This is a genomic window from Glutamicibacter nicotianae (genome assembly GCF_002797775.1).
In the GTDB taxonomy this organism is placed as follows: Bacteria; Actinomycetota; Actinomycetes; order Actinomycetales; family Micrococcaceae; genus Glutamicibacter; species Glutamicibacter nicotianae.
The window spans coordinates 19,605-41,763 of record NZ_PGEY01000001.1; the positions used below are offsets into that span (position 1 = coordinate 19,605).

General features: G+C 60.2%; 17 protein-coding genes, 1 tRNA gene and 3 riboswitches. Of the genes, 9 read left to right on the forward strand and 9 right to left on the reverse strand.

Annotated elements, in window-relative coordinates:
* Nucleotides 1-72: 72 nt before the first annotated feature.
* Nucleotides 73-1,194: a phosphoserine transaminase gene (gene serC / locus ATK23_RS00110; protein ID WP_066140221.1), complete on the reverse strand. Its 1,122-nt coding sequence runs from the start codon at nt 1,192-1,194 to the stop codon at nt 73-75.
* A 260-nt stretch (nt 1,195-1,454) separates the two neighbouring features.
* Between serC and ATK23_RS00115 the strand changes: the two genes are divergently transcribed.
* The 4 genes from ATK23_RS00115 to ATK23_RS00130 all read left to right on the forward strand — a co-directional run bounded on the left by ATK23_RS00115 (nt 1,455) and on the right by ATK23_RS00130 (nt 5,310).
* Entirely contained in the window at nt 1,455-2,153 is a 699-nt protein-coding gene (locus ATK23_RS00115) for an iron-dependent transcriptional repressor DtxR (RefSeq protein ID WP_038990038.1), read from the forward strand.
* A 104-nt stretch (nt 2,154-2,257) separates the two neighbouring features.
* A riboswitch (cyclic di-AMP (ydaO/yuaA leader) is annotated at nt 2,258-2,408 on the forward strand.
* A gap of 4 nt (nt 2,409-2,412) precedes the next feature.
* Nucleotides 2,413-3,459 (forward strand): M23 family metallopeptidase, encoded by a 1,047-nt coding sequence (locus ATK23_RS00120; RefSeq protein WP_066140216.1) that lies wholly within the window; start codon nt 2,413-2,415, stop codon nt 3,457-3,459.
* Between the two features lie 123 nt (nt 3,460-3,582).
* Nucleotides 3,583-3,753: riboswitch (cyclic di-AMP (ydaO/yuaA leader) on the forward strand.
* A 3-nt stretch (nt 3,754-3,756) separates the two neighbouring features.
* Entirely contained in the window at nt 3,757-4,584 is an 828-nt protein-coding gene (locus tag ATK23_RS00125) for a C40 family peptidase (protein WP_038990037.1), read from the forward strand.
* A 231-nt stretch (nt 4,585-4,815) separates the two neighbouring features.
* Nucleotides 4,816-5,310 (forward strand): HNH endonuclease, encoded by a 495-nt coding sequence (locus ATK23_RS00130; RefSeq protein ID WP_038990036.1) that lies wholly within the window; start codon nt 4,816-4,818, stop codon nt 5,308-5,310.
* 52 nt (nt 5,311-5,362) lie between these two features.
* Here the strand turns inward: ATK23_RS00130 and ATK23_RS00135 are convergent, their stop codons facing one another.
* On the reverse strand, nt 5,363-5,773 hold the full coding sequence (locus ATK23_RS00135; protein ID WP_066140399.1) for an NUDIX hydrolase: 411 nt from the start codon (nt 5,771-5,773) through the stop codon (nt 5,363-5,365).
* A 187-nt stretch (nt 5,774-5,960) separates the two neighbouring features.
* Here ATK23_RS00135 and ATK23_RS00140 point away from each other — a divergent pair, with 187 nt between their 5' ends.
* Entirely contained in the window at nt 5,961-7,190 is a 1,230-nt protein-coding gene (locus ATK23_RS00140) for an ROK family transcriptional regulator (RefSeq protein WP_066140209.1), read from the forward strand.
* 119 nt (nt 7,191-7,309) lie between these two features.
* Here the strand turns inward: ATK23_RS00140 and ATK23_RS00145 are convergent.
* Nucleotides 7,310-7,386: transfer RNA gene (locus ATK23_RS00145), tRNA-Arg, on the reverse strand.
* Nucleotides 7,387-7,453: 67 nt separating this feature from the next.
* Nucleotides 7,454-8,032, reverse strand: a complete 579-nt coding sequence (locus tag ATK23_RS00150) for a hypothetical protein (protein ID WP_066140206.1) — start codon at nt 8,030-8,032, stop codon at nt 7,454-7,456.
* Nucleotides 8,033-8,200: 168 nt separating this feature from the next.
* Here ATK23_RS00150 and pcrA point away from each other — a divergent pair, with 168 nt between their 5' ends.
* From pcrA to sucD, 3 genes are all read left to right on the forward strand, one after another.
* Entirely contained in the window at nt 8,201-10,579 is a 2,379-nt protein-coding gene (pcrA, locus tag ATK23_RS00155) for a DNA helicase PcrA (protein ID WP_038990034.1), read from the forward strand.
* A 242-nt stretch (nt 10,580-10,821) separates the two neighbouring features.
* Nucleotides 10,822-11,994, forward strand: a complete 1,173-nt coding sequence (sucC, locus tag ATK23_RS00160; protein WP_038990033.1) for an ADP-forming succinate--CoA ligase subunit beta — start codon at nt 10,822-10,824, stop codon at nt 11,992-11,994.
* 16 nt (nt 11,995-12,010) lie between these two features.
* Complete coding sequence (sucD, locus tag ATK23_RS00165) at nt 12,011-12,913, forward strand: succinate--CoA ligase subunit alpha (protein ID WP_038990032.1); 903 nt, start codon at nt 12,011-12,013, stop codon at nt 12,911-12,913.
* A 441-nt stretch (nt 12,914-13,354) separates the two neighbouring features.
* Here the strand turns inward: sucD and ATK23_RS00170 are convergent, their stop codons facing one another.
* The 3 genes from ATK23_RS00170 to ATK23_RS00180 form a co-directional block, all read right to left on the reverse strand.
* Nucleotides 13,355-14,884: an MFS transporter gene (locus tag ATK23_RS00170; RefSeq protein WP_066140204.1), complete on the reverse strand. Its 1,530-nt coding sequence runs from the start codon at nt 14,882-14,884 to the stop codon at nt 13,355-13,357.
* A 578-nt stretch (nt 14,885-15,462) separates the two neighbouring features.
* On the reverse strand, nt 15,463-15,747 hold the full coding sequence (locus ATK23_RS00175) for a hypothetical protein (protein ID WP_141358198.1): 285 nt from the start codon (nt 15,745-15,747) through the stop codon (nt 15,463-15,465).
* 162 nt (nt 15,748-15,909) lie between these two features.
* Nucleotides 15,910-19,257 (reverse strand): DEAD/DEAH box helicase, encoded by a 3,348-nt coding sequence (locus ATK23_RS00180; protein WP_066140198.1) that lies wholly within the window; start codon nt 19,255-19,257, stop codon nt 15,910-15,912.
* Nucleotides 19,258-19,343: 86 nt separating this feature from the next.
* On the opposite strand from ATK23_RS00180, the gene ATK23_RS00185 reads away from it, so the two are divergent.
* Complete coding sequence (locus tag ATK23_RS00185; RefSeq protein ID WP_083515528.1) at nt 19,344-20,534, forward strand: LOG family protein; 1,191 nt, start codon at nt 19,344-19,346, stop codon at nt 20,532-20,534.
* Between the two features lie 30 nt (nt 20,535-20,564).
* Here ATK23_RS00185 and ATK23_RS00190 read toward each other — a convergent pair whose 3' ends face one another.
* Nucleotides 20,565-21,668: a VIT1/CCC1 transporter family protein gene (locus tag ATK23_RS00190; protein WP_066140196.1), complete on the reverse strand. Its 1,104-nt coding sequence runs from the start codon at nt 21,666-21,668 to the stop codon at nt 20,565-20,567.
* A 54-nt stretch (nt 21,669-21,722) separates the two neighbouring features.
* The gene (locus tag ATK23_RS00195) at nt 21,723-21,989 is read right to left on the reverse strand and encodes a hypothetical protein (RefSeq protein ID WP_066140192.1); all 267 of its coding nucleotides are present in this window, start codon (nt 21,987-21,989) and stop codon (nt 21,723-21,725) included.
* Between the two features lie 15 nt (nt 21,990-22,004).
* A riboswitch (SAM riboswitch) is annotated at nt 22,005-22,118 on the reverse strand.
* Nucleotides 22,119-22,159 lie beyond the last annotated feature (41 nt).

Consider the following 22,159-nt stretch of genomic DNA (forward strand, 5'->3'; position numbering starts at 1 on the left):
GCAGCAGCGAAAAAGACCTTCGCGCAACGATGATGAATCGTTGCGCGAAGGTCTTTGGCCTTAATCGGCTGCTTAGAGCTGTTCGATCACGTAGTCGATGCACTTGAGCAGTGCCTCGACATCGCTTGGCTCAATTGCAACGAACGTGGCGATACGCAGCTGGTTGCGACCGAGCTTGCGGTATGGCTCCACGTCGACAACGCCATTGGCGCGCAGCGCCTTGGCAATTGCCGAGGCATCGACCGAGTCGTCGAAGTCGATGGTGGAGATGACATTCGAGCGGTGCGCCGGGTTGGCAACATAGGGCGAAGCGACGTCGGAAGCCTCGGCCCAATCACGGATCTTGCCGGCCGATTCCGCGGTGCGCTGCGCTGCCCACTTCAGGCCGCCGTTGGCATTGATCCACTTGATCTGTGCATCCAGTCCAACCAGGGTGGTCAGCGAGGGGGTGTTGTAGGTCTGGTTCTTCAAGGAGTTATCCAGCGCGGTCGCCAGGTTCAAGAAGTCCGGGATCCAGCGGTCGGTTGCCGCGATTTCCTCGATGCGGGCAATGGCAGCAGGGGAGACGAAGGCGAGCCACAGGCCGCCGTCCGAGGCGAAGTTCTTCTGCGGAGCAAAGTAGTACACGTCGGTTTCGGCCAGATCGACATCCAGGCCGCCGGCGGCGCTGGTTGCGTCAATGACTACCAGTGCATCATCATTGGCGCCAGGAACGCGCTTGATTGGGGCCGCGGCGCCGGTGGAGGTCTCGTTGTGCGGCCATGCGTAGAGGTCTACGTCGGCTTCGGCGACTGGCTCGGGAACGGTGCCCGGCTCGCCGACAATGATCGAGGAAGGCTCCAGGAATGGCGCCTTGTCGGTGGCCTTGGCGAACTTCGAGCCGAATTCGCCGAAGGACAGGTGCTGCGCCTTGGAACGGACCAGGCTGAATGCTGCGGCGTCCCAGAATGCGGTGGAGCCACCTACGCCGAGGAGAACTTCGTACCCTTCGGGAGCGTTGAACATTTCCTTCAAGCCGTCCTGAACCGAAGCGACGAGGTTCTTGACCGGAGCTTGGCGGTGGGACGTGCCGAGCAATTCGGGGCCGGCATCGACGATGGCCTGGATCTGTTCTGCGCGGACCTTGGACGGTCCTGCGCCGAATCGTCCATCGGCGGGCAGAAGATTTTCTGGAATGTTGATGTCCGTGCTCATCGCGCTCCTCTTGTAGCGATAGATTGAAGTGCCATGTCGGCCACTATTACCCGTGGTTCGGAATATTGATAGATAGCCTTGGCGTTTCAATAGATATCTTCGCAAATAGCGGGGGGTCGTGAGAAAAGCGCGTCGGTCGGTTACGCCGAAGGCTTGGCGGGTTACAGAGCTTTCTGTCGCTCCAACCAAGTAGAGTGGGGTATTGACGCCACGTATTTTTCGAGCGAACTTATTTGTTGTGACTTCCAGGAGCGGCTGCTGTGTCTGATCTTATCGATACAACCGAGATGTATCTGCGTACCATTCTTGAGCTTCAAGAAGAGGAGATCGTGGCACTGCGTGCCCGAATCGCAGAGCGTCTTGGCCACTCGGGCCCGACTGTGTCGCAGACGGTTGCGCGCATGGAGCGCGACGGCCTGGTTATCGTATCGACCGATCGCCACCTTGCGTTGACCGAGAAAGGTCACGAATTGGCCACGGGCGTCATGCGCAAGCATCGTTTAGCGGAGCGCCTGCTCTCGGACATCATCGGCTTGGACTGGGAATACGTGCACGATGAAGCGTGCCGCTGGGAGCACGTCATGAGTGAGCGTGTTGAGCGCCGGCTCTTCGACCTACTCGGCAAGCCAACCGTGTCGCCATATGGCAACCCGATTCCGGGTCTGGAAGTCCTCGGTGGCCCTAATGTGGGCGAAATCTCACATGAGGTCGAGAATTTGGATGACGCGCTGTTGTCCGGAAACGTCGGCCCGGTGGCGATTGAGCGTCTGGCCGAACCGATCCAAACCGACCCAATCCTGCTCGGACAACTGAACGAAGGTGGAATCCGCCCGGGTGCGATTGTCACCTTGGAGCGCGCCGACGACTACGTTGTAGTGCGTGTGGATGGCATCGAAGGCGCGCTGGAGCTGCCGGTTGAGGTCAGTGCCCACGTATTTGTAAAGTCCCTGAAAAGATAACGAAATTGTAACTTTCGGCGTTGACAGGTAGCGTTAATCATCGGAGCTAGCGAACTAGCTAGCTCTACCCATTTCTGGTGCGACCGCCTAGTGTTGCCCTGCGCCAGAAACGGTCACCAAATCTTGAGGGCAATAACGGGGGACCCACTTTCCGGCGTGCAAGCGTCTTGGGGTGAAGTTCTGCGTGAAGCAGGCCGGCTGATTCTCTGTAGCCGAACCCGACAGCTAACTTCGTAGGCGCAACAGTGAGAGGAATGTTTTGGTAGAAACCAAGACTGCGGGACGTCGCCGCGCTGCCGACGTTGAAGTAGATGTGATTGCAGAAGTCACCGCTTCGACGATCGAGCGCACCGGCGGGCGCCGGGCAGCACGAGCTGCTGCCACCGTCCCGATGATTGCACCGGTCAAGCCGGTCCATGCAGATTTTGTTGGTCGACGCTTCGACTCCATGCAGCGCTACGGCGTTGCGCCTAACCAGGCCCTGCTTGCAGGCAAGGACACCGCGAGCAATGTCGTTGCCTTGCCAGGAGCTGTTCAAGCGACTGCGAGCACCCCTGCAGCGGTTGAGGCTGCAGGCAATGTCGCATTCATTTCGAGCCTGAAGTCGAAGGCACAGAAGTCCACCCACCGCGGCTTCGCCCACAAGGTGGCAGCTGTCGCCGCAGTTTCGGGCTTGGCGCTGGCTGCCGTAACCCCGCAGCTTTCGGGTGGTGCGGGCGAGAACACGGCCGGCGAGATTGCCGCTCAGCGCACCGCCACTTCCGCAGTTGTGGATGTCAAGGCGCCAACTGCAAATGCGGAACTGCCCGTCGAGCGCGCAGCCTTGACCTCGGAGCTGAACCCCGAGGTTGCCAAGGAAGAGAAATTCGCCGAGGTCATGACCGCCTCGGGCGGTAGCATCACGGCTATCAAGGACACTTCGGGTCTGCTTGCTGCGCCAGTTACTACGCAGCGCATCACCTCTTCGTTCGGGCACCGCAAGAACCCAACCGGTCCTGGATTCATGATCCACAGCGGTACCGATTACGGTGTGCCGAGCGGTACCAAGGTTTACGCGGCAGCTGACGGCGTAGTGACCGTATCCGGCTGGGCCGGGCACTCCGGCAACCGGATCACGCTTGACCACGGCAACGGCCTGGAGACCGGTTACAGCCACAACAGCAAGCTGGTTGTGAAGGTCGGTCAAAAGGTTAAGCGCGGTGACGTCGTTGCATTGGCTGGCAGCACCGGAAACTCGACCGGACCTCACGTGCACTTTGAAGTGATCGTTAACGGCCAGTTCAAAGACCCAGCAGGTTGGTTATAACGACGTTCGTCACCATTCCGTGATCAAAACGTGACATTTCAAAAAACTTCCTATAGTCTTGTATTCGTGCCATGGGGATCCCTGGGCATCATTGCGTGAGAACCGAGCACTGCCAACACGCAATGAGTAGTTATACACAACTCGTACGGCAGTGGCGGGGGAACCAATATCGGGTGGTTAGTTTTGGCTGACAACCCTAGGGGTGAAGTGGATAGAGAAGGCAACTTCGAATCCACCGAGGTAACTCCACTTCGAACCCGACAGCTTACCTCGTAGGTATCAAGGAGAGGCAATACTTTGACCAAGAGTCATGCACGCGGACGTCGCCGCGCCGACGTACCACGCACTAATTCGCTACAGGCGATTTCACAGGCCGTAGCATCCAACGCTGGCTCGGTGGGACGCCAGGCAGCCGTTGTCGCAGCAGCATCCGGCTTGATCGTTACTCTCGGTGTGCCAGGTCAGGCAACCGCACCACGTGACGTTTCCGCAGCGCCTGTCGACACCATCAACCCAGAGCGTGTCGCAGTCAAGGCAGTGAAGGTTGCTGCCGACAAGAAGGCTGACGTCGAGATCGAGCGCGCTAGCTTCACTGCTGAAGAGAAGCCAGAGCCAGTTGTCATCGCAGTTTCGAATGACATCACCCCGACTACCCGCAACAGCAACTCGGGCAGCTCGGATTCGATGGCACCAATGACTCGTCAGAGCCGTTCGGGCGGACAGGAATCGGCTCCGCAGCAGCAGGCCCAGCCAAAGGCTGAAACCAAGGTTCAGACTTCCAACCTTTCGGGCATCGCAGCAACCGCTGCCAAGTACGTTGGAGTTCCATACGTATGGGGCGGCAACGGCCCAAGCGGCTGGGATTGCTCCGGCTTCGTCAAGTACGTCTACGCACAGCACGGCATCAACATTGCTCGCGGCACCTCGGCCATCCTCGGATCCGGCCAGTTCGTTCGCACCAGCAACCCTAAGCCAGGCGACCTGGTATTCCAGAACGGTGGCGGCCACGTTGGCATCTACCTCGGTGGCGGCCAGATGATCGGTGCGCAGAACCCAACCGTGGACACCATGATCCACTCGGTTTCGCGCAACCCGCTGTACGGCTACTACACCTTGGCTGGCTAAGCACGAAAACTTTTCATAGGCCATCGGATGAGAAAGACATCCGATGGCCTATGTTCGTCTAATCAGATGAACTATGGGCGTCAAGGTGATGAAAAGAAGACAATTTCTTGGCGAGATACCCACCAATAACCGAAAGCATCGCATAGGCTAGCGCTTAGAGACACTCCGAGCAGAACGCGAGCTCCATCAATGCCAGATGGTAGCCATCGGTTCATGAAGGTAGTACGAGCAATGCGAACATTGGTATTAAACGCAGGATACGAGCCACTGGCAGTAGTGACGTTCCGTCGAGCGCTAGTGCTGGTCATGACCGAGAAAGCGAGCATCGTCCTCCAAGACGATCTCGCACCCGTTCGCAGTTCTCAAGGAGATTTACCGCGGCCAACTGTCATCGTGCTGAAACGCTATGTACGACGCCCCTACCGGGACATGCAACATGTCACCCGTAGGGGCGTTTTGCGTAGGGACTCCTTCACCTGCGCCTATTGCGGCAAAGCAGCCAATACGATTGACCACGTGATCCCGCGCAGCAGGGGCGGGCAGAACACTTGGGAGAACCTCGTGGCCGCCTGCCTGCATTGCAACAGCCGCAAAGCGGACAAGATGCTCTCGCAGTTGGGATGGCAATTGCGCATTACGCCGCATCGTCCACGGGTTGCCGGGCATCTGGTTTCGGGACTGCAGCATGTTGACGCGGCGTGGGACGAATACCTGCATGCTAGCTAGCTGCTAGCCGCTAGCCGCTGGCCCAGCGGCCTTCAGCTAGGCCGTGTGGGACCTACTTCTTGCTTCGCTCAATTGCTAGCGGCAGGACGTGGTCGCGCAGCAGGGGAGCTATATCCTCGCGTTCCAACGCGGCCTGCGGGTCGATCCAGAGCAGCTCTTCCAGTTCTGCCAGCGGGGCGAGCTCGCCATGAAAAGCCGCACTGTACAAAGTTGCGCGGATCGAAGTGTCGTCTTCGTTGGCTGCTGGCCCGGTCCATTCGCCGTCGAACCGCAGTTCGTCAGCGGTGAAGCTCAGCCCCAGTTCTTCGCGAATTTCTCGAATGATAGTTTGTAACGCGGATTCCCCAGGCTCCGGCTTGCCGCCAGGTTGCATGAACATGGTCGTCCCGCGCTTGCGTACGAGCAGGATTTCTCCATGGTTGTTGATTAAACAGGCCGCTGAGATCGTCAAATTTTTCTTCACCAAAACACAATATCGCGTGTTTATATGAGTTAGAGATGGTAACGTGCTTAATTGGATCTCCAACGGTTTTAGTTCTAGTTGATCAAGGTTAATTTACTCGCAGTATCTAACCGCGGTATTGATGACTACCGAAAACATTGGAAATGAAAGATCGATCCATCAAATTTACAGATCTATGGAGCAATAAATGCGACGGGGTACAAATCTAGGGCGCTTGGGAGACTTCAACCAAGCCGTAATTCTCGAGTCGATTCGACGGGCACCGGAAGGAATCAGCCGCGTTGAACTGGCCGGTTCGACTGGCCTGTCGCCGCAGACCATTTCCAACGTTGTCCGCCGCTTGCTGGATGACGGAATCGTTCGAGAAGACCGCACTATCGTTTCCGGCCCAGGCAAGCCTCGCACCGTACTGGAGCTCGAAGGCAACCGTCTCGTTTCCATTGGCATCCACCTAGATCCTAGCGTGTTGACCTTTGTTGCGATGAACCTGCGCGGCGAAGTCCTGCGCGAACGCAGCATCGAAGTTCCCAATCTCGAAGTTGCTACCGAAACTGTCCAGCTCATGGCAACCACCGTCAAGGAGCTCATTGCTGAGATCCGCGTGCCAAAGAAACACATTGTCGGCGTCGGCATTGCAGTTCCTGGTCCAGTAAACGTCGAAGAAGGTGTGGTGCTGAACCCGCCGCTGCTCGATGGCTGGGCAGATGTTGAACTGGTGAACCCGCTGCGCAAGCTGTTGCGCCTGCAGGTCATCATCGAAAAGGACACCATTGCCTCGGCAGTTGGCGAACTGTGGCAGTCCAAGGAAGAGAAGAACAACGACTTCGTCTTCATCTACTGCGGACACGGCTTCGGCGCTGGTCTCGTGTTCAACGGCGACGTCCACCATGGTGCGAGCAACAACGCAGGCGAAATCGGCCACTACTCGACCGGTCACAAATCTGTGGCCTGCGAGGAATGCGGTGCAGATGATTGCCTCGCCGCAGGCACCTCCTACGAATTCATCGCCGCCCAGGCCAAGGAGCGCGGTCTGGAACTGCCGAGCTTCGAAATCGTTGGTCCGGAACAGCGCGCTGCCGGCATGAACCGCCTCTACGAGCTGGCCCATGGAGGAAACAAGGTCGCCAAGGAACTGGTCACCGAGATCATGATCAAGGTTGGCGAAGTTGCCGGCCAGCTGGCCAACTCGCTGGACGTGCGCGAAGTTGTCTTCGGCGGACCGCAGTGGGAAAAGGTGCGCGAACTGGTCGATGATCAAGTCCAGGATGCCATTGGCCGCCGCTTCGCCTTGCGCGGAGTGCATGAAATCGAGACCCGCACGTCCGAGCTCGGCTCCAACGTCGGTGCCATCGGTGGCGCTTGCGTAGTCATGGATGCCTCGCTGTCGCCGAAGGCGACCGCACTGCTGCTGCGCTAAGCAACAGCCAACTTCAAGCACTGAGGGTACGTTCCGCATGGAACGTACCCTCAGTGCTTGCTGCCGTAGCAACGGCAGAAGCCTTGTTCCCAATCGCAAGACTGGAAACAAGGCTTCAGTGGTGCCCCTGGCCGGAATCGAACCGACGGCCTACCCTTTAGGAGAGGGTCGCTCTATCCTACTGAGCTACAGAGGCATGGGCGTGAAAACACCAACAACACTATCTTACTAGGGCGTGCTGGGCGTAATTCTCACGCCACGGCTCAGGCCGTGCCTTCGCGAATCGCAAGCATTTTTGCCTTGAGCGCACGATTGGCACGAAGAGCACCCAGACCTATGACAAGACCGGCGGTGATGACCAGCAGTGCCCAGCGGATCGTCGTGAGGATCGATGCCAATACGACGGCTCCACTGCTCAAGTCTCCAGTGAACAGGTCATCAATGGCGAAGTTCTCCCAGATATCAATGGCCGCGAAGCCCAAGGGGGCAATCCAAGCCAGCCAACGCATCTGGCGGTTGGGAATCCAGCGGATGAACAACAGCATGGAGAACACTGCGGTAAACATCGGGAAGAGGAAACCCGCGGTCTTATGCAGGTAGTTGAGCTGGCCGACAGCGTCATCATCCATGGCGCCGCGCAATGCTTCTATATCGCTGGTCGTGTAGCCGAAAATCCGCTGATCGGGCATCGACAGCGAATCACTGAGGTCCTTCATCTGCACCATCGTGAGCAGATGGTAGTACGCGAACAAGGCAACGCATACGATCAAGCCCACCGAGATGAGCAGCATCGGGTTTGACTTGTTCTCGTGGGAGGTGCTCTGCACCTTGCCTGGCCCCATGCTAGGACCCTGCGACTGGTTCGGCCGCTCACTGAACTGCGCAGGCTTACGATACTCTTTGCTTTTCCTGACCTTTTTTGCCATATCTTCTATTATGCCCGGCCAGCGATGCGGGCTTTCCCGCGCTCACTGAAAAGTGTCCGGCGCTCCACGTAGACTGGCTACATCATGGATTTCCTTTTTGATGATTTCGCCCCGGATTCCGCACAGCAGGCCATGCCCACTGCCGAGGAGCTATTGGTCGGCATGAACCCGCAGCAGGAAGAAGCAGTTCGCTATGCCGGCGGACCATTGCTGATCGTGGCTGGCGCTGGTTCCGGAAAGACCCGTGTGCTGACGCACCGCATTGCCTATCTCTTGGCGACCGGACGCGCTCGGCCGCACGAAATCCTGGCGATCACCTTCACCAACAAGGCCGCTGCCGAGATGCGCGAACGAGCCGCTGAGCTGATCGGCGACGAGCAGGCGAAGAAGATGTGGATCTCGACGTTCCACTCTTCATGCGTGCGTATTCTGCGTCGCGAAGCGGCCACCATTGGGCTGAAATCCAACTTCTCGATCTACGACTCCACTGATTCGCTGCGCCTGATCACCTTGGTCGCCAAGTCCTTGGAGATCGACCCGAAGCGCTTCACTCCAAAGGCAATTGCGCACAAGATTTCCTCGCTGAAGAACGAGTTGATTGACGAGGAGGACTACGCGGCAACGATCAATACCAATGATCCGTTCTCGCGTGCCGTGTCCGAGGTCTACCGCGGATACACCCGCCGCCTGCGCGCCGCCAACGCCATGGACTTCGACGACCTGATTGGACAGGTCGTCTACATGTTCCGTGCGTTCCCGCGAGTGGCCGACAGCTACCGCCGCCGGTTCCGCCATGTGCTCATTGACGAATACCAGGACACCAACCACGCACAGTATTCGCTGGTGCGTGAGCTCACCGGCGCCGAAGGCGACACCGTGCCTGGCGAACTGACCGTGGTCGGCGACTCGGACCAGTCGATTTATGCCTTCCGCGGTGCCGACATCCGCAACATCGTCGACTTCGAAAAGGACTATCCGAACGCGGCAACCATCAAGCTGGAACAGAACTACCGTTCCACCCAGACCATTCTGTCGGCCGCCAACGAGGTCATCAAGCGAAACCCCGACCGCAACGACAAGAAGCTGTGGACTGCCAGCGGCGACGGCGAGAAGATCACCGGATATGTCGGCGAATCCGAATCCGACGAAGCACGCTGGATTGCTGAAGAAATTCTGCGTCTGAATGATGACGAGGATGTCCGCCCGGGCGATGTGGCAATCTTCTACCGCACGAACGCCCAGTCGCGTGCCTTGGAAGAGCAGCTGATGCGCGTGGATCTGAAGTACCGCGTCGTTGGCGGCACCCGATTCTACGACCGCAAGGAAATCAAGGACGCGCTGGCCTACCTGCGCGCCCTGGTGAACCCGGACGATGACATCAACGTCCGCCGCATTCTCAATGAGCCCAAGCGCGGCATCGGCGACCGTGCTGAAGGCGCCGTGGCGGCGCTGGCTGAACGGGACCGGATTTCCTTCATGGAAGCCTTACGCCGTTCCGACGAGGCGCCGGGGCTGGGGACCCGCGGAATCAAGATGACCGCAGCCTTTGTCTCCATGATGGATGACCTGAAGACCGTGGCGGAGGGCTCGGGCCCGGCAGAAGCCCTTGAAGCGGTGCTTGAGCAGACCGGATACCTGGAAACTCTCCGGCTCTCCTCGGATCCGCAGGATGAGTCGCGTGTGGAGAACCTCGCCGAACTGGTTGCCGTGGTCCGCGACTACGTGAACGAAGAACCTGAAGGCGGCCTCGAAGGCTTCCTGGAGCGCGTGGCTCTCGTCGCAGATGCCGACCAGATCCCGGAGGCGCCCAGCGATGACGAGGGAGCGGCCATGGCCGCGCAGGAAGGCATGGTCACCTTGATGACCCTGCACACCGCCAAGGGCCTGGAATTCCCGGTGGTCTTCCTGACCGGCATGGAGCACGGCGTCTTCCCGCACCAGCGTTCCATGACCGACGAAAAGGAACTCGCCGAAGAGCGCCGCTTGGCCTATGTCGGGCTGACCCGTGCCCGCGAACGCCTGTACCTGACGCGCGCCGAGCAGCGCAGCCTCTGGGGACAGGCCCAATACAACCCGGCGAGCCAGTTCCTGGAAGAGGTGCCGAACGAGCTCATCGACTGGAAACGCGAGGGCTCTGGCGGTGGAATGGGCTTCGGTTACGGTAACGCAGCGGTGAATTTCGCCACCAGCAGATATGACCGCGGCAGCCATTGGGGTGCAGGTTCGGCGTCGCCGCAACCGGTGCGCGGGCACAACGCCGCTCCGGTGTCCAAGAAACGCGTCGTGCAGAACAAGGACATCACCATCCCTGAAGTCGGACAAAGCGTCAAGCATTCTTCGTTTGGCTTGGGAACTGTTATTGCTTTGGAAGGTGCAGGAGACAAGACCGTGGCCAAGGTGCAGTTCCCGGACTCTGAGAAGCGACTTTTGCTGCGCTATGCACCGCTGGAAATCGTGGACTAGCCTGCAGGCGTTGACTGTTTTACACGTCACATCTTGATGCTTCCCGACCGGGTTTTCAGGTTTCTCTACATGCTGTAAAAGTGGGAAGTTTGCGAAAGTCGGGATAGTCTGAGAGGTGCGCACGGGCTACGGCGCCTTACGACGTCCCGGTAGTTGCGGTGCGCTCTCTATGGCATGGCATGGATTTCGGTCTGTGGCTGTGCCGCGAGTCAGCATGAACTTCGAACGAAGGACACAAACCCGTGGACCTGTATGAGTACCAGGCGCGCGATCTATTCGAGGCACACGGCGTTCCCGTGCTTGCCGGTATCGTCGCTTACACCCCGGAAGAAGCCAAAGCCGCAGCTGAGAAGATCGGCGGCGTTGTAGTAGTTAAGGCACAGGTCAAGGTTGGCGGCCGTGGCAAGGCTGGCGGCGTCAAGGTGGCTAAGACCGCCGACGAAGCTTTCGAGCACGCTTCCAACATCCTCGGTATGGACATCAAGGGCCACACCGTAAACAAGGTCATGATCGCTCAGGGCGCCGACATTGCCGAGGAATTCTACTTCTCGGTACTGCTGGACCGTGCAAACCGCAACTACCTGGCAATGTGCTCGGTAGAGGGCGGCATGGAGATCGAGCAGCTGGCTGAGGAGCGCCCAGAAGCTCTGGCCCGCGTTGCTGTTGATCCGCTGGTTGGCATCGACGCCGACAAGGCAGCAGAGATCGTCGCCGAGGCAGGCTTCCCAGAAGAACTGCGCGGCAAGGTTGCAGAAACCCTGCAGACCCTGTGGACCGTCTTCAAGGAAGAGGATGCCACCCTCGTTGAGGTCAACCCACTGGTGAAGACCGGTGCCGGCGACATCGTTGCGCTGGACGGCAAGGTCTCCCTGGATGACAATGCATCCGAGGTTCGCCACCCAGCTCACGAAGAGCTCGAGGACAAGGGCGCAGCCGATCCTCTGGAATCCAAGGCAAAGGCCCTGGGCCTGAACTACGTCAAGCTGGACGGCGAAATCGGCATCATCGGCAACGGTGCAGGCCTGGTCATGTCCACCCTGGACGTTGTCGCCTACGCAGGCGAGAACCACGGCGACGTGAAGCCAGCGAACTTCCTGGACATTGGCGGTGGCGCATCGGCCGAGGTCATGGCCAACGGCCTTGACGTCATCCTGAACGACCCACAGGTCAAGTCGGTCTTCGTCAACGTCTTCGGCGGCATCACCGCATGCGACGCTGTCGCAAACGGCATCGTCGGCGCGCTGAACACCCTGGGTGACGCAGCGAACAAGCCACTGGTTGTCCGCCTGGACGGCAACAACGTTGAAGAGGGTCGCGCCATCTTGGCCGAGGCCAACCACCCGTTGGTCACCCTGGCAGCAACCATGGATGAGGGCGCCGACAAGGCTGCCGAGCTCGCCAACTCAGCGAAGTAAGAGGGATTAGCGAACAATGAGCATTTACCTGAACAAGGACTCCAAGGTCATCGTCCAGGGCATCACCGGCGGCGAAGGCACCAAGCACACCGCCCTGATGCTCAAGGCTGGCACCAACATTGTTGGCGGCGTGAACGCCCGAAAGGCCGGCACCACCGTGACCCACGGTGACCAGGACATCAAGGTTTACGGCACCGTGGCTGAAGCCAAGGCCGAGACCGGCGCAGACGTATCGATCGTCTTCGTGCCACCTAAGTTCACCAAGGACGCAGTCGTTGAGGCTATCGAGGCCGAGGTCGGCCTTGTCGTAGTCATCACCGAAGGTGTTCCAGTGCAGGACTCCGCTGAGTTCTGGGCTCTGGCACAGTCGAAGGTTGACGCCGACGGCAACCAGATCACCCGCATCATCGGCCCTAACTGCCCAGGCATCATCACCCCGGGCGAGGCGCTGGTTGGCATCACCCCGAACAATATCACCGGCAAGGGCCCAATCGGCTTGGTTTCCAAGTCCGGTACCCTGACCTACCAGATGATGTACGAACTGCGCGATCTGGGCTTCTCGACCGCAATCGGCATCGGTGGCGACCCAGTCATCGGCACCACCCACATCGACGCCCTGGCTGCTTTCGAAGCTGATCCAGAGACCAAGGCCATCGTCATGATCGGTGAAATCGGTGGCGACGCCGAGGAACGCGCTGCCGAATTCATCAAGGCCAACGTCACCAAGCCAGTTGTTGGCTACGTGGCTGGCTTCACCGCTCCTGAGGGCAAGACCATGGGCCACGCAGGCGCCATCGTTTCCGGTTCGGCTGGCACCGCCCAGGCGAAGAAGGAAGCCCTGGAAGCTGCAGGCGTCAAGGTTGGCAAGACTCCTTCGGAGACCGCCCGCCTGCTGCGCGAAGTCTTCGCAGCTCTCTAAGCTGACGCTGGCGCAAGGCTGATTCCCGGGTTTCATCCGGGAACAAACGGCCGCCGCTTCTCCTGAATTTTTCAGGAGCCGCGGCGGCCGTTTCGCATTAACCCGAGAAGCCGTGGCCTGTTCTGGGCACGGGCGGGCCGGATAACCAGCCGGAGTGAACCCCTGGGCCCCAAGACCCCGGACTTCAAGAAGAATCCGAATGCCGATGAAACGCCGCCGGCTGCCATGCCATCGAACGGCCCCAAGCAATGGCCAAGTGCGTTGCCCGGTCTACCGGTCGCTTGGGCGTTAACCGGCGCAGAACCCATCGACCTGCGCCTGCAGCAGGCAAGCCCTGCTATGCGGGCTGCTGGCGGTTCTGCCGGGTAGGACAACGGTGGGGCTGGTCCTTTGCAGAACCAGCCCCACCGTCGTCAGATCGCCCTTTGAGCGGTAATTGGCCTAGGACTTGGCCTTCTCTGCTTCAATCTCCTGCTGGTAGGTTTCCTCCAGAGCAGGAACCTGCTCGAAGATTTCTTCCACGTCAAGGTCAGGGTTTTCTTCCTGGGTTGCAATCAGCTCTACTGCTTCTTCCTCGGTGGCCACCGAAGGCAGCGAACCCGGAAGCGGCCTGCGTGCGGATTCCTTCAAGAAGCACACGGCGATGATGCCGGCAACCGACGTTCCCATGACCCAGAAGGCAGGTGCCAGGGAAGAATTGGTCATGGTGACCAGAGCCTGCATGATGAACGGTGCGAAGCCGCCAAAGATGGCTACCGCGAAGTTGTACGAGATGCCCATGCCACCGTAACGCGAGGCGGTGGGGAACAGGGCTGGCAACGACGAAGCCAGGTTGGAAACGTAGAAGACCACGGGGATGGCCAACAGGGCAAGGCCCGTCAGCGTGGACCAGATTTGTCCATGCATCATGAACAAGAAGGCTGGAATGGCCAGGACAACTGCCGAGCCGGAGCCAATGAACAGGACCTTGCGGCGGCCTATGCTATCGGAGAGCATGCCGGCCAGCGGGATGCACAGGGACATGCCAACCAGAATCGGCAGGGTCAGCAGGTTGCCGTGCACCGGATCGTATTTCAGGGTCTCGGTCAGGTAGGTAGGCATGTAGCTGGTCAGTGCATAACCTGCAGTGTTGGCGGCCGAGACCAGCACGAAACCGGTCAGCAATTCGCGCCAGTAGGCCTTGACCAGGTCGATGACGCCCTTCGGAGCATCGGCGGAGTTCCGCGCGTCGTCGCTGGCGCGGTTAGCGGCTTCCTGGGCTTCCTTGAAGGCAGGAGTGTCTTCAATCTTGGAACGGAACCACAGTGCGATGACGCCGAGCGGAAGAGCGACCAGGAATGGAATGCGCCAGGCGAAGCCTTCCATGACATCTTCGCTCAGGGTCAGCTGGAGAATGGAGACAAATGCGGCGCCCAAGGCAAAGCCCATGTAGGAGCCGAGGTCCAGCAGCGAGGCGAAGAAGCCGCGGCGCTTATCCGGAGCGTATTCGGTAATGAATGTAGTAGCACCGGCGTACTCGCCGCCGGTGGAGAAGCCCTGGATCAGCTTCAGCACGACGAGGAGAATTGGCGCTGCTACACCCCATACCGAGTAGTCCGGAAGGATACCGATGCCGAACGTGGCCAAAGCCATCATGAGCAGGGTGAAGACCAGGACCTTCTGGCGTCCTACGCGGTCGCCTAGCTGGCCCAGAATCACGCCGCCAAGCGGGCGGGCAACGAAGGTCACGGCGAATACGCCTAGGCTGAACAGGGTTTGGATGGCAGGGTCTACCGTGTCAGGCATGAAAAGCTTGCCGATGATCACTGCGAGGTAGCCGTAGACACCTACGTCGTACCATTCCATCAAGTTGCCAACGACGGTGCCGCCGATGGCTTTCTTGAGCATCGAATCGTCGACAACGTTGACGTCTTCTACCTTCAGCCGACGTTTTCTGCGGAACCGTGGCTTCCGTGAGTTTCGTGCTTCCATAGTTTCACTCCTCATATCTTTCCTGATCTTGTCCCGGTGCCGGCGACCATCCTCGTCCACAATGTTGAGGAGCGAAATTTTCTGCTCCTTGAAGCTGGTTGCGGCCGCCGTGTGACTCGCCGAAATCGATAGATTTCTACTCAAAAATCCGGTCAAAAACCGGCTTTGAGCGATGAAACGCTTAAGCGGACAATCGTTAAGTTTACCAAAAATTAGATTAATTCCCTGATCGAGAGGCTCTCTTGAGCCAATGCGGGCCCGGGCAGATAGCCAGATCGCGGACGTGCCGACCGCCGATTAGCCACGGAAGCATAGGGCAAACGGGCGATCGGCGAAGGCTCGGATCGAACTGCCCGAAAAACTCAAACTGTGGCGAAGGACTCGGTCAGCCACGGGGTGGAAAACGGAGAATCTGAGCGAAAACTCCGTTTCTGAAGCCGTGGATTCAGGGGGCAAGCAGGGGTTTCAGACGGCAAGAATCCCGTGAGCTGTTCATTCGCGCCCGGCACCGTCTCTGCCGGACGCAAAAATGCCCCAAGGCCGCCGGTAGGCAGCTTGGGGCATGAAGTCGAAGCAGGCTAGCCGCGTAGGCCAGCTGCAGCTTCGGTGTCGATCCTGAGGAATGAAGAGCCGATGGCAGCGAAAGCCCCCGGGATCAGGAGCATCCGGTGCTTCGGATTGTAGAAAATCTCTTCGAGAGGGGAAGCCAGGACCCTGCGGATCTTTTCCAGGAGCCGGTCATTCTCCAAGGACAGGCGTTCCTGCTTGGTTTCAATCACCACACGATCTTTGTCGATACTCACCGATGCGCTCATCCAGTCGTCATCGGGGGTACTGAGAGTCTCCGATTTAATCAGGGACACGGATATTACCGCCTTAGTCGTTCGTATCACCCGGACGAGGAGCCGCCCGGGTTCTAGCCCGACGAGCGCACAGTGTGTGGCGCAGCGCACAACGTCGGACATTTTGAATATACAGGGTTTTGCTGACAGCCGCCTGCTAAGACGGCGGATTTAATCAACCTGTTACTCAAGCAGTCCTCGGATGTCTTGGGCGGTCAAGGCCTTGGAGAATCCATCGGCCTCATCCATCACCGTCGAAATCAGCTTGCGCTTGCTTTCCTGCAGTGCCACAACCTTCTCCTCGATGGTGCCCTGGGAAATCATCCGGTACACCATCACCTGCCGAGTCTGGCCAATGCGGTGCGTGCGGTCGATCGCCTGGGCTTCAACGGCCGGGGTCCACCACGGATCCAGCAAGAAGCAATAGTCGGCTTCGGTGAGGTTCAGGCCGAAGCCGCCGGCCTTCAAGGAGATCAGGAAGAGCGGTGCTTCGCCTTCCTTGAACTGCTCGATGACCTTGGAACGGTTGCGGGTATTGCCATCGAGGTACACGAACCTCACGCCGCGCTCGGCCAGCTTGTCGGCCAGCACCTTCAGGTATGAGGTGAACTGGCTGAAGATCAGCGCGCGGTGTCCTTCGCCCACCACGTCATCGAGCTGGTCGAAGAGAGCTTCCAGCTTCGAGCCGGGGATATCCGACAGTTCCGGATCCACCAGGGACGGCTCAAGAGCCAGCATGCGCAGGTGCGTCAGCGACTGGAAAATGGTGAAGCGGTTGCGATCCAGGTCCTCCACCAGGTGCAGGATCTTCTGGCGTTCGCGATTCAAATGCGTGTCGTAGACATGCTGGTGCTCTTCGGACAGGCGCACCAGAATCTGCTGCTCCTGCTTGGCCGGAAGATCCAGCACCACCGATTCCTTCGTGCGGCGCAGCATGAACGGCTTGATCCGGCGCTGCAGCAAGGCGAGGGTTTCCTTGTCGCCCAAGACCTCGATGGGCCGGGCGAACTGGCGATTGAAGCGCGTGGTGTTCAGGAACAACGCCGGAGCAACCAGCGACAGCAAGGCACCGAGCTCGGACAGGTTGTTTTCCATCGGGGTACCGGTGACTGCCAACTTGAAATTGGTCTGCAGGTTCACCGCGGTCCGGTGGGCCTTGGTGGATTTGTTCTTCACGAACTGCGCCTCGTCGAGGATCAGGCCGGCAAAGCGCTGCGCTTCGTAGATCTCGTCGTTCAGGCGCAGCAGGGTGTAGGTCGTGAGAATGACATCGTAGTCCTGAGCGAGTTCCTGAAGCTGCCGCGGTGACGGCAACGTGCCCTCGACGCTGACGACCCGCAGGGAAGGGGCGAACTTGTTGATTTCCATTTCCCAGTTGGACACCACCGAGCTCGGGGCAACCACCAGGAACGGCAGGCGGGTACGCTGGGCTGCCGGCAATTGGGCGCAGGCCTCGGGATCCGCCCAGAGCTTGTGGGCGTGGAGCATCAGGGCAATCGTCTGCAGGGTCTTGCCCAAGCCCATGTCATCGGCGAGGATGCCGCCGAAGCCGCCCTCGTACAGGCGGGAGAGCCAGTGGAACCCCTCCACCTGGTAGGGACGCAATTGGGCGTCCAGCGTGTTCGGAACCTGGGCATGGTGTGCCTCGGCGACCTTGAGCAGCGAACGCATGCGTGCGATGAACAGGTCAGCGCCGTCGATGCCTTCAGCCATCTCGTCCAGTTCTTCGAACATCGAGATCTGGAAGACCGTCAGCTTCAGGTCTCCCTCCTTCGGCTTGTCGTTCATTGCCTGGGCTTCGTCAACCAGCGCCTTGAGCTTGGCGAACATCGGGTGGTTCAGCGAGAACCAGGTGTTGTCCGGCAGGCGGAGCTTCATCTGGCCATTGCTCATGGCCTCGACAATCTGCGAGAAGGGAACCTCATGGTCGCCTACGGTGATCAGCAAGCCGAGATCGAGCCAGTCGGTCCGTTCATGATTCACGGCATTGATCTTCAGCTGGGGGAGTTCACGCAGCTGGCGGAAGGTCGGCCGGGTGCCCTGCTCGACGAGCTGGACCTCCGGAAGGCGTTCCAGCGCGGGCAGGATCTCGGTAACGAAATCAATGGTGTCATCGCGTGCGTAGAACTTCGGCGACAGGTTGGGGTTGCCGGCTTCCTCATGCGCCAGGAACACCTCATGCACGGCGGCCTGGAGCAGTTCCTCGGCCTCCACGTCGTACACTTCCTGGTCGCTGGGGATCCCCGGGTAGCGGATCTGGAAGTCCAGCGCGGCGGTGTCGTTCGGTTCCTTGTTCTCGTTGAATTCGCGCTTGTAGACCACGGTGGCGTGCACATAGGGAGGTTTCAGATCCGGCAGGACCAGCTCGTCGCTGACGCTGCGCAGCTCGAAACGGCGAGCCAGGCGAGGGTAGGAGGATTCGAAGAAGTCGTTGATCTCCGGTACGGGCACGGTGACCGGGCGGCGGTCGATATACCAGCGGCGGTGCGCGCCGGGAACCGGCTCGGTGCTTGGAGCCAGCCAGATTTCATCGGGCTGGGCCATTTGCGCATAGAAACCATGCTCGGCGATGACACCGCTGGGCGCCTCCGGATCAAGCACGAGATCCTGCCCGGCGATGTGCAGGACGCCGTCCAGCTGCAGCTGCTGCTCATCCAGGGAGGCCTGCATGCTGAAGCTGGCCGGATCAACGATCCGCACGCGCTGCTCGGAACGGGTGGTGATCAGCGCAATGCCCAGCTCGCCAGCCTGTTCGAGCAGCGGCCAGAGCAGCTCGGAAGCGTACTCGTCCAGGAACAGCCAGTCCTCGTCCACCTTGAACTGCAACTGGCTGTCGCTGCGGGCCATGGAGGCGAAGCGGGTGAACCAGTGGTGCTGTGCACGCAGCAGGTTCCAGCCGTAGGTCTTGAAGCCCAGGGTGGTCCAGCGCAGCTGGCCGCGCACCCAGCGGCCTTCGGCATTGCGGACCATGGGGCGCACGCCCAAGCGGAAGCGCTTGTTGCGGGTCGGGTGCGGGATGGTCCCGGTCGGCATCCACTGCTGCTGCTGGGTAGCGTCCTTCGAATCGAAGAGCAGGAACTGCAACGCCATCGGCACCACCGGATCGTGCTGTGAACCGAGCAGCCCGTCGGCCGGGCCCGGCTCGGACTCCTCGAACCATGAATCGATTTGCTTTGACCACACGGTGTCCGGCTTCTCTTCATGGACCGGCAGCGGGCGAGGCTGGGACGCGATCTTATTGGAGGTAATGGCCAAAGCCGCGATATGAGAGCAGATGCCTGGTGCGTCGCAGGTGCACTCGCAGGATTCGATCTTCCACTCGCCACCCTCCAAGTGGACCTGGATCATCGGAGAGTATTCTTCGCCGGAATCGGTGACTGTGCCCTCGATCTGCCCGGTGCTTTCATCGAATTCCACGTCAACCACGGAATTTGCTTCTGCGGCCAGGTTCTTTCCATAGAAGAAAGGAACGTTGCCCAGAAAAGCCAGTAAATGGCGGGCATCAATGGTTGGTGGAACAGATTCAGTCATCCTCTCATCGTTTCACGTTCCGGGCCGTCGCGAAAGTTGAAGGGCCCTTCTGTGAATAATCACTATCCATGACGTAGCGTTGACGCATGTCCCACGTGTGGCCCTACCTTCCTGCCCGAGCAGTGAACATCACCTCGCTCGTCGAATTCGACCGTCTCGCCGCTGAAGCGTTGGTTTCCCACCATGCCCACGGAAAAGGCTGGCGCGTGCACCGCGTGGATCTGCGCGAACGGGATACCGTGCTGAAATCGCTGGATCTTTCCGAAGCGCTGTTCATCGATTGCCAGTTTTCCGGCCAAGGCCAGCAGATCGTTCAGGCGACGGGCGGGCTGTGCATGAGCTCGGGGGCGCAGCTGCCGTTCGAAACCGGAGCCCGCGGCTTGTACACGGCAGAAGAGCTGTACTCGGGCATCTGGACGCAGACCTACCAGCAGGTGCCCGATGCCAAAATATACGCGTACTCCCAGCAGCATGCGGCGGCGAATGCCGACAGCGATCACAGTGCGCTGGCCCGGACCCTGCACGATCACCACATTGGCCAGGCGCTGGTCTCTCAGGTGTATGAGGGAACGTTCAAGGACACTCCGATCATCGGGGTGATGGGCGGGCATGCGATGAACCGGGGCACCACGCAGTACGCGCAGGCCTTGGAGCTCGGGCGCATGATTACCCGTGCTGGCTACGCGGTGGCCACCGGGGGAGGACCGGGAGCCATGGAAGCGGCCAATGCCGGTGCGTGGCTGGCCGACTACGGGGCAGATGATATTGCGACGGCCTTGCAGATGCTTGCCGAAGCGCCTGATGCGATCCATCAGCGCACTGGCTGGGCGAGAACCGCCCTGATGGTGAAGGAGCGTTTCCCCAGCCATCGGCAGTCGCTCGGCGTGCCGACCTGGTTCTACGGCCATGAGCCGCCGAATCTGTTTGCCACCCAGATCGCCAAGTTCTTCACCAATTCCATTCGCGAGGCGATCCTGCTGGAGCAGTCCAACGGCGGGCTGGTCGTGCTGCCCGGGGCGGCCGGCACGGTCCAGGAAATCTTCCAGGATGCCTGCGAGAACTACTACGCCACCGGTGCCCGCGTGGTGCCGATGGTGCTGATCGGCAAGGACTACTGGAGCCGGGATCTGCCCGCGTGGCCGCTGCTCCAGGCCCTGGCCAAGGAGCGCGTGATGGAGCAGAAGATCGCCCTGGTGGACACCGCCGAGGAAGCACTGGCGTTCATCCAGTCCATGGAAACCCTGCGCCGGCGCACCCGGCCGGCAAAGGAAGACTAGTCCGGGGCATTCTTGATGCCAAGTGGCGTATTAGCTGACGTTGACGTCGAAGATCAGGCCCAGGCAGTAGGTGCCGGCCGCCGCGCCCCAGCCGATGGCCAGCTGGCGCAACCCGCGCTTGAATGGGGAGGCTCCGGAGAGCAGGCCCACGATGCCGCCGGTGATCATCAGGGCGATGCCCACCAGCACCACCGACACGATGATCGCGGCCAGGCCGGAGAGGCCGAAGATGTAAGGCAGGATCGGCACCACCGCGCCGGAAGCGAAGAGCAGGAATGAGGTGGCGGCCGCCCCGGTGGCCGAGCCCAGCTCCTGGTGCTCCTTTTCGAGTTCGTCGCCGCGGCCTTCCGGGTTCAGCGAGAAATCAGGGTTGCAGTCGCAGGTGAACAGGCCCATGCGTTCGGCGGCCCGGTGCTCGGCGTCCTCGTCGCTCATGCCGCGAGCCTTGTAGATCAGCACCAGCTCGTTGGCGTCCAGATCCAGGTTCGGGGCTGCGGCCAGCGTGACCTGGGTGGGCCGCGAGGCGGTCAGCAGCTCGCGCTGGGAACGCACCGATACGTATTCGCCGGCCGCCATGGACAGCGCGCCGGCCAGCAAGCCGGCAATGCCGGAGAACAGCACGAAGGTCGAGGAAACGCCCGTGGCGCCGATGCCCATGATCAATGCCAGATTGGATACCAGCCCGTCGTTGGCGCCGAAGACCGCGGCGCGGAAGTTGCCCGACAGCCGCGCGCGGCCTGCCGTGGCCAGGGCCCGGACGACTTCCTCGTGGACCTGTTCGTCGGCAGCCATCTGCGCGGTGGCATCCTTGTCATGGCGGTAGGGGGAGCTGCTTTCGGAGCGCTGGGCCATGGCCAGCACGAACACCGACCCGAAGTGCAGGGCGAGGAAGCGCAGCATGGTGCGGCGCAGCGACGGTCGGACTTCCTTGGCATGCTCGCCGAGCATCGTGCGCCAGTGGGATTCGTGGCGCGCTTCGGCTTCGGCCAGGCCCAGCAGGATTTGCCGTTCCTGCCCGGTCTTCTTTTCCGCCAGGGCGCGGTAGATGGCGCCCTCGGCGACTTCATCGGCGAGATACTTGCGCCATCGCTGGATCTGCGCTTTGGTCGGTTCGGCGACTGGGTGCTGTGGCATCTCGAAAAGGCTCTCCTGGAACGTGGGGTTTCCCATGGAAACCCGTGGATCGGCTCAGCTTTCCACTTTAGCCAGCGCCCCTGGACTTGGGAATTTGGCAAGGCTAAATGCATAGCGCCTGCCGGCCGGATTCCCGGCCGCCGGCACCACCAGCAGCAATTCTGAGGTGTCCGGGTCGAAGGCCGGACGGCGGGAGCAGCGCGCGATGAGGCGTTCGAGCTGGAGCGGGTGCGCAACGTAGCGGGTGCACCAGCGCCCCTCGGCGGTGAACTGCACCTGGCCGGTCTGGCGGTCGATGATGGGAAGAATCGGGATAGCCATGGATATCAACTCTCTGGCGAGCTCTTGCCCGTGCACCAGTTGATGCGCGGACCGCTTCTTCATCCGAACCACCCATGAACTTGGGGTTGGTGCGCGGCCAGTCGGAGCTTGGCGCCGCGTCTCGTGAAGCAACAATTCCGAGCGTACCGCCGCATGCGGCGCCAGATGAA

Bases quoted from the DNA above. Each gene is read 5' to 3' on its own strand.
- serC (WP_066140221.1), bottom strand. From the start codon at position 1,194: ATGAGCACGGACATCAACATTCCAGAAAATCTTCTGCCCGCCGATGGA.
- ATK23_RS00130 (WP_038990036.1), top strand. From the start codon at position 4,816: ATGCGAACATTGGTATTAAACGCAGGATACGAGCCACTGGCAGTAGTG.
- ATK23_RS00140 (WP_066140209.1), top strand. From the start codon at position 5,961: ATGCGACGGGGTACAAATCTAGGGCGCTTGGGAGACTTCAACCAAGCC.
- ATK23_RS00150 (WP_066140206.1), bottom strand. From the start codon at position 8,032: ATGGGGCCAGGCAAGGTGCAGAGCACCTCCCACGAGAACAAGTCAAAC.
- pcrA (WP_038990034.1), top strand. From the start codon at position 8,201: ATGGATTTCCTTTTTGATGATTTCGCCCCGGATTCCGCACAGCAGGCC.
- sucD (WP_038990032.1), top strand. From the start codon at position 12,011: ATGAGCATTTACCTGAACAAGGACTCCAAGGTCATCGTCCAGGGCATC.
- ATK23_RS00170 (WP_066140204.1), bottom strand. From the start codon at position 14,884: ATGGAAGCACGAAACTCACGGAAGCCACGGTTCCGCAGAAAACGTCGG.
- ATK23_RS00180 (WP_066140198.1), bottom strand. From the start codon at position 19,257: ATGACTGAATCTGTTCCACCAACCATTGATGCCCGCCATTTACTGGCT.
- ATK23_RS00185 (WP_083515528.1), top strand. From the start codon at position 19,344: ATGTCCCACGTGTGGCCCTACCTTCCTGCCCGAGCAGTGAACATCACC.
- ATK23_RS00190 (WP_066140196.1), bottom strand. From the start codon at position 21,668: ATGCCACAGCACCCAGTCGCCGAACCGACCAAAGCGCAGATCCAGCGA.
- ATK23_RS00195 (WP_066140192.1), bottom strand. From the start codon at position 21,989: ATGGCTATCCCGATTCTTCCCATCATCGACCGCCAGACCGGCCAGGTG.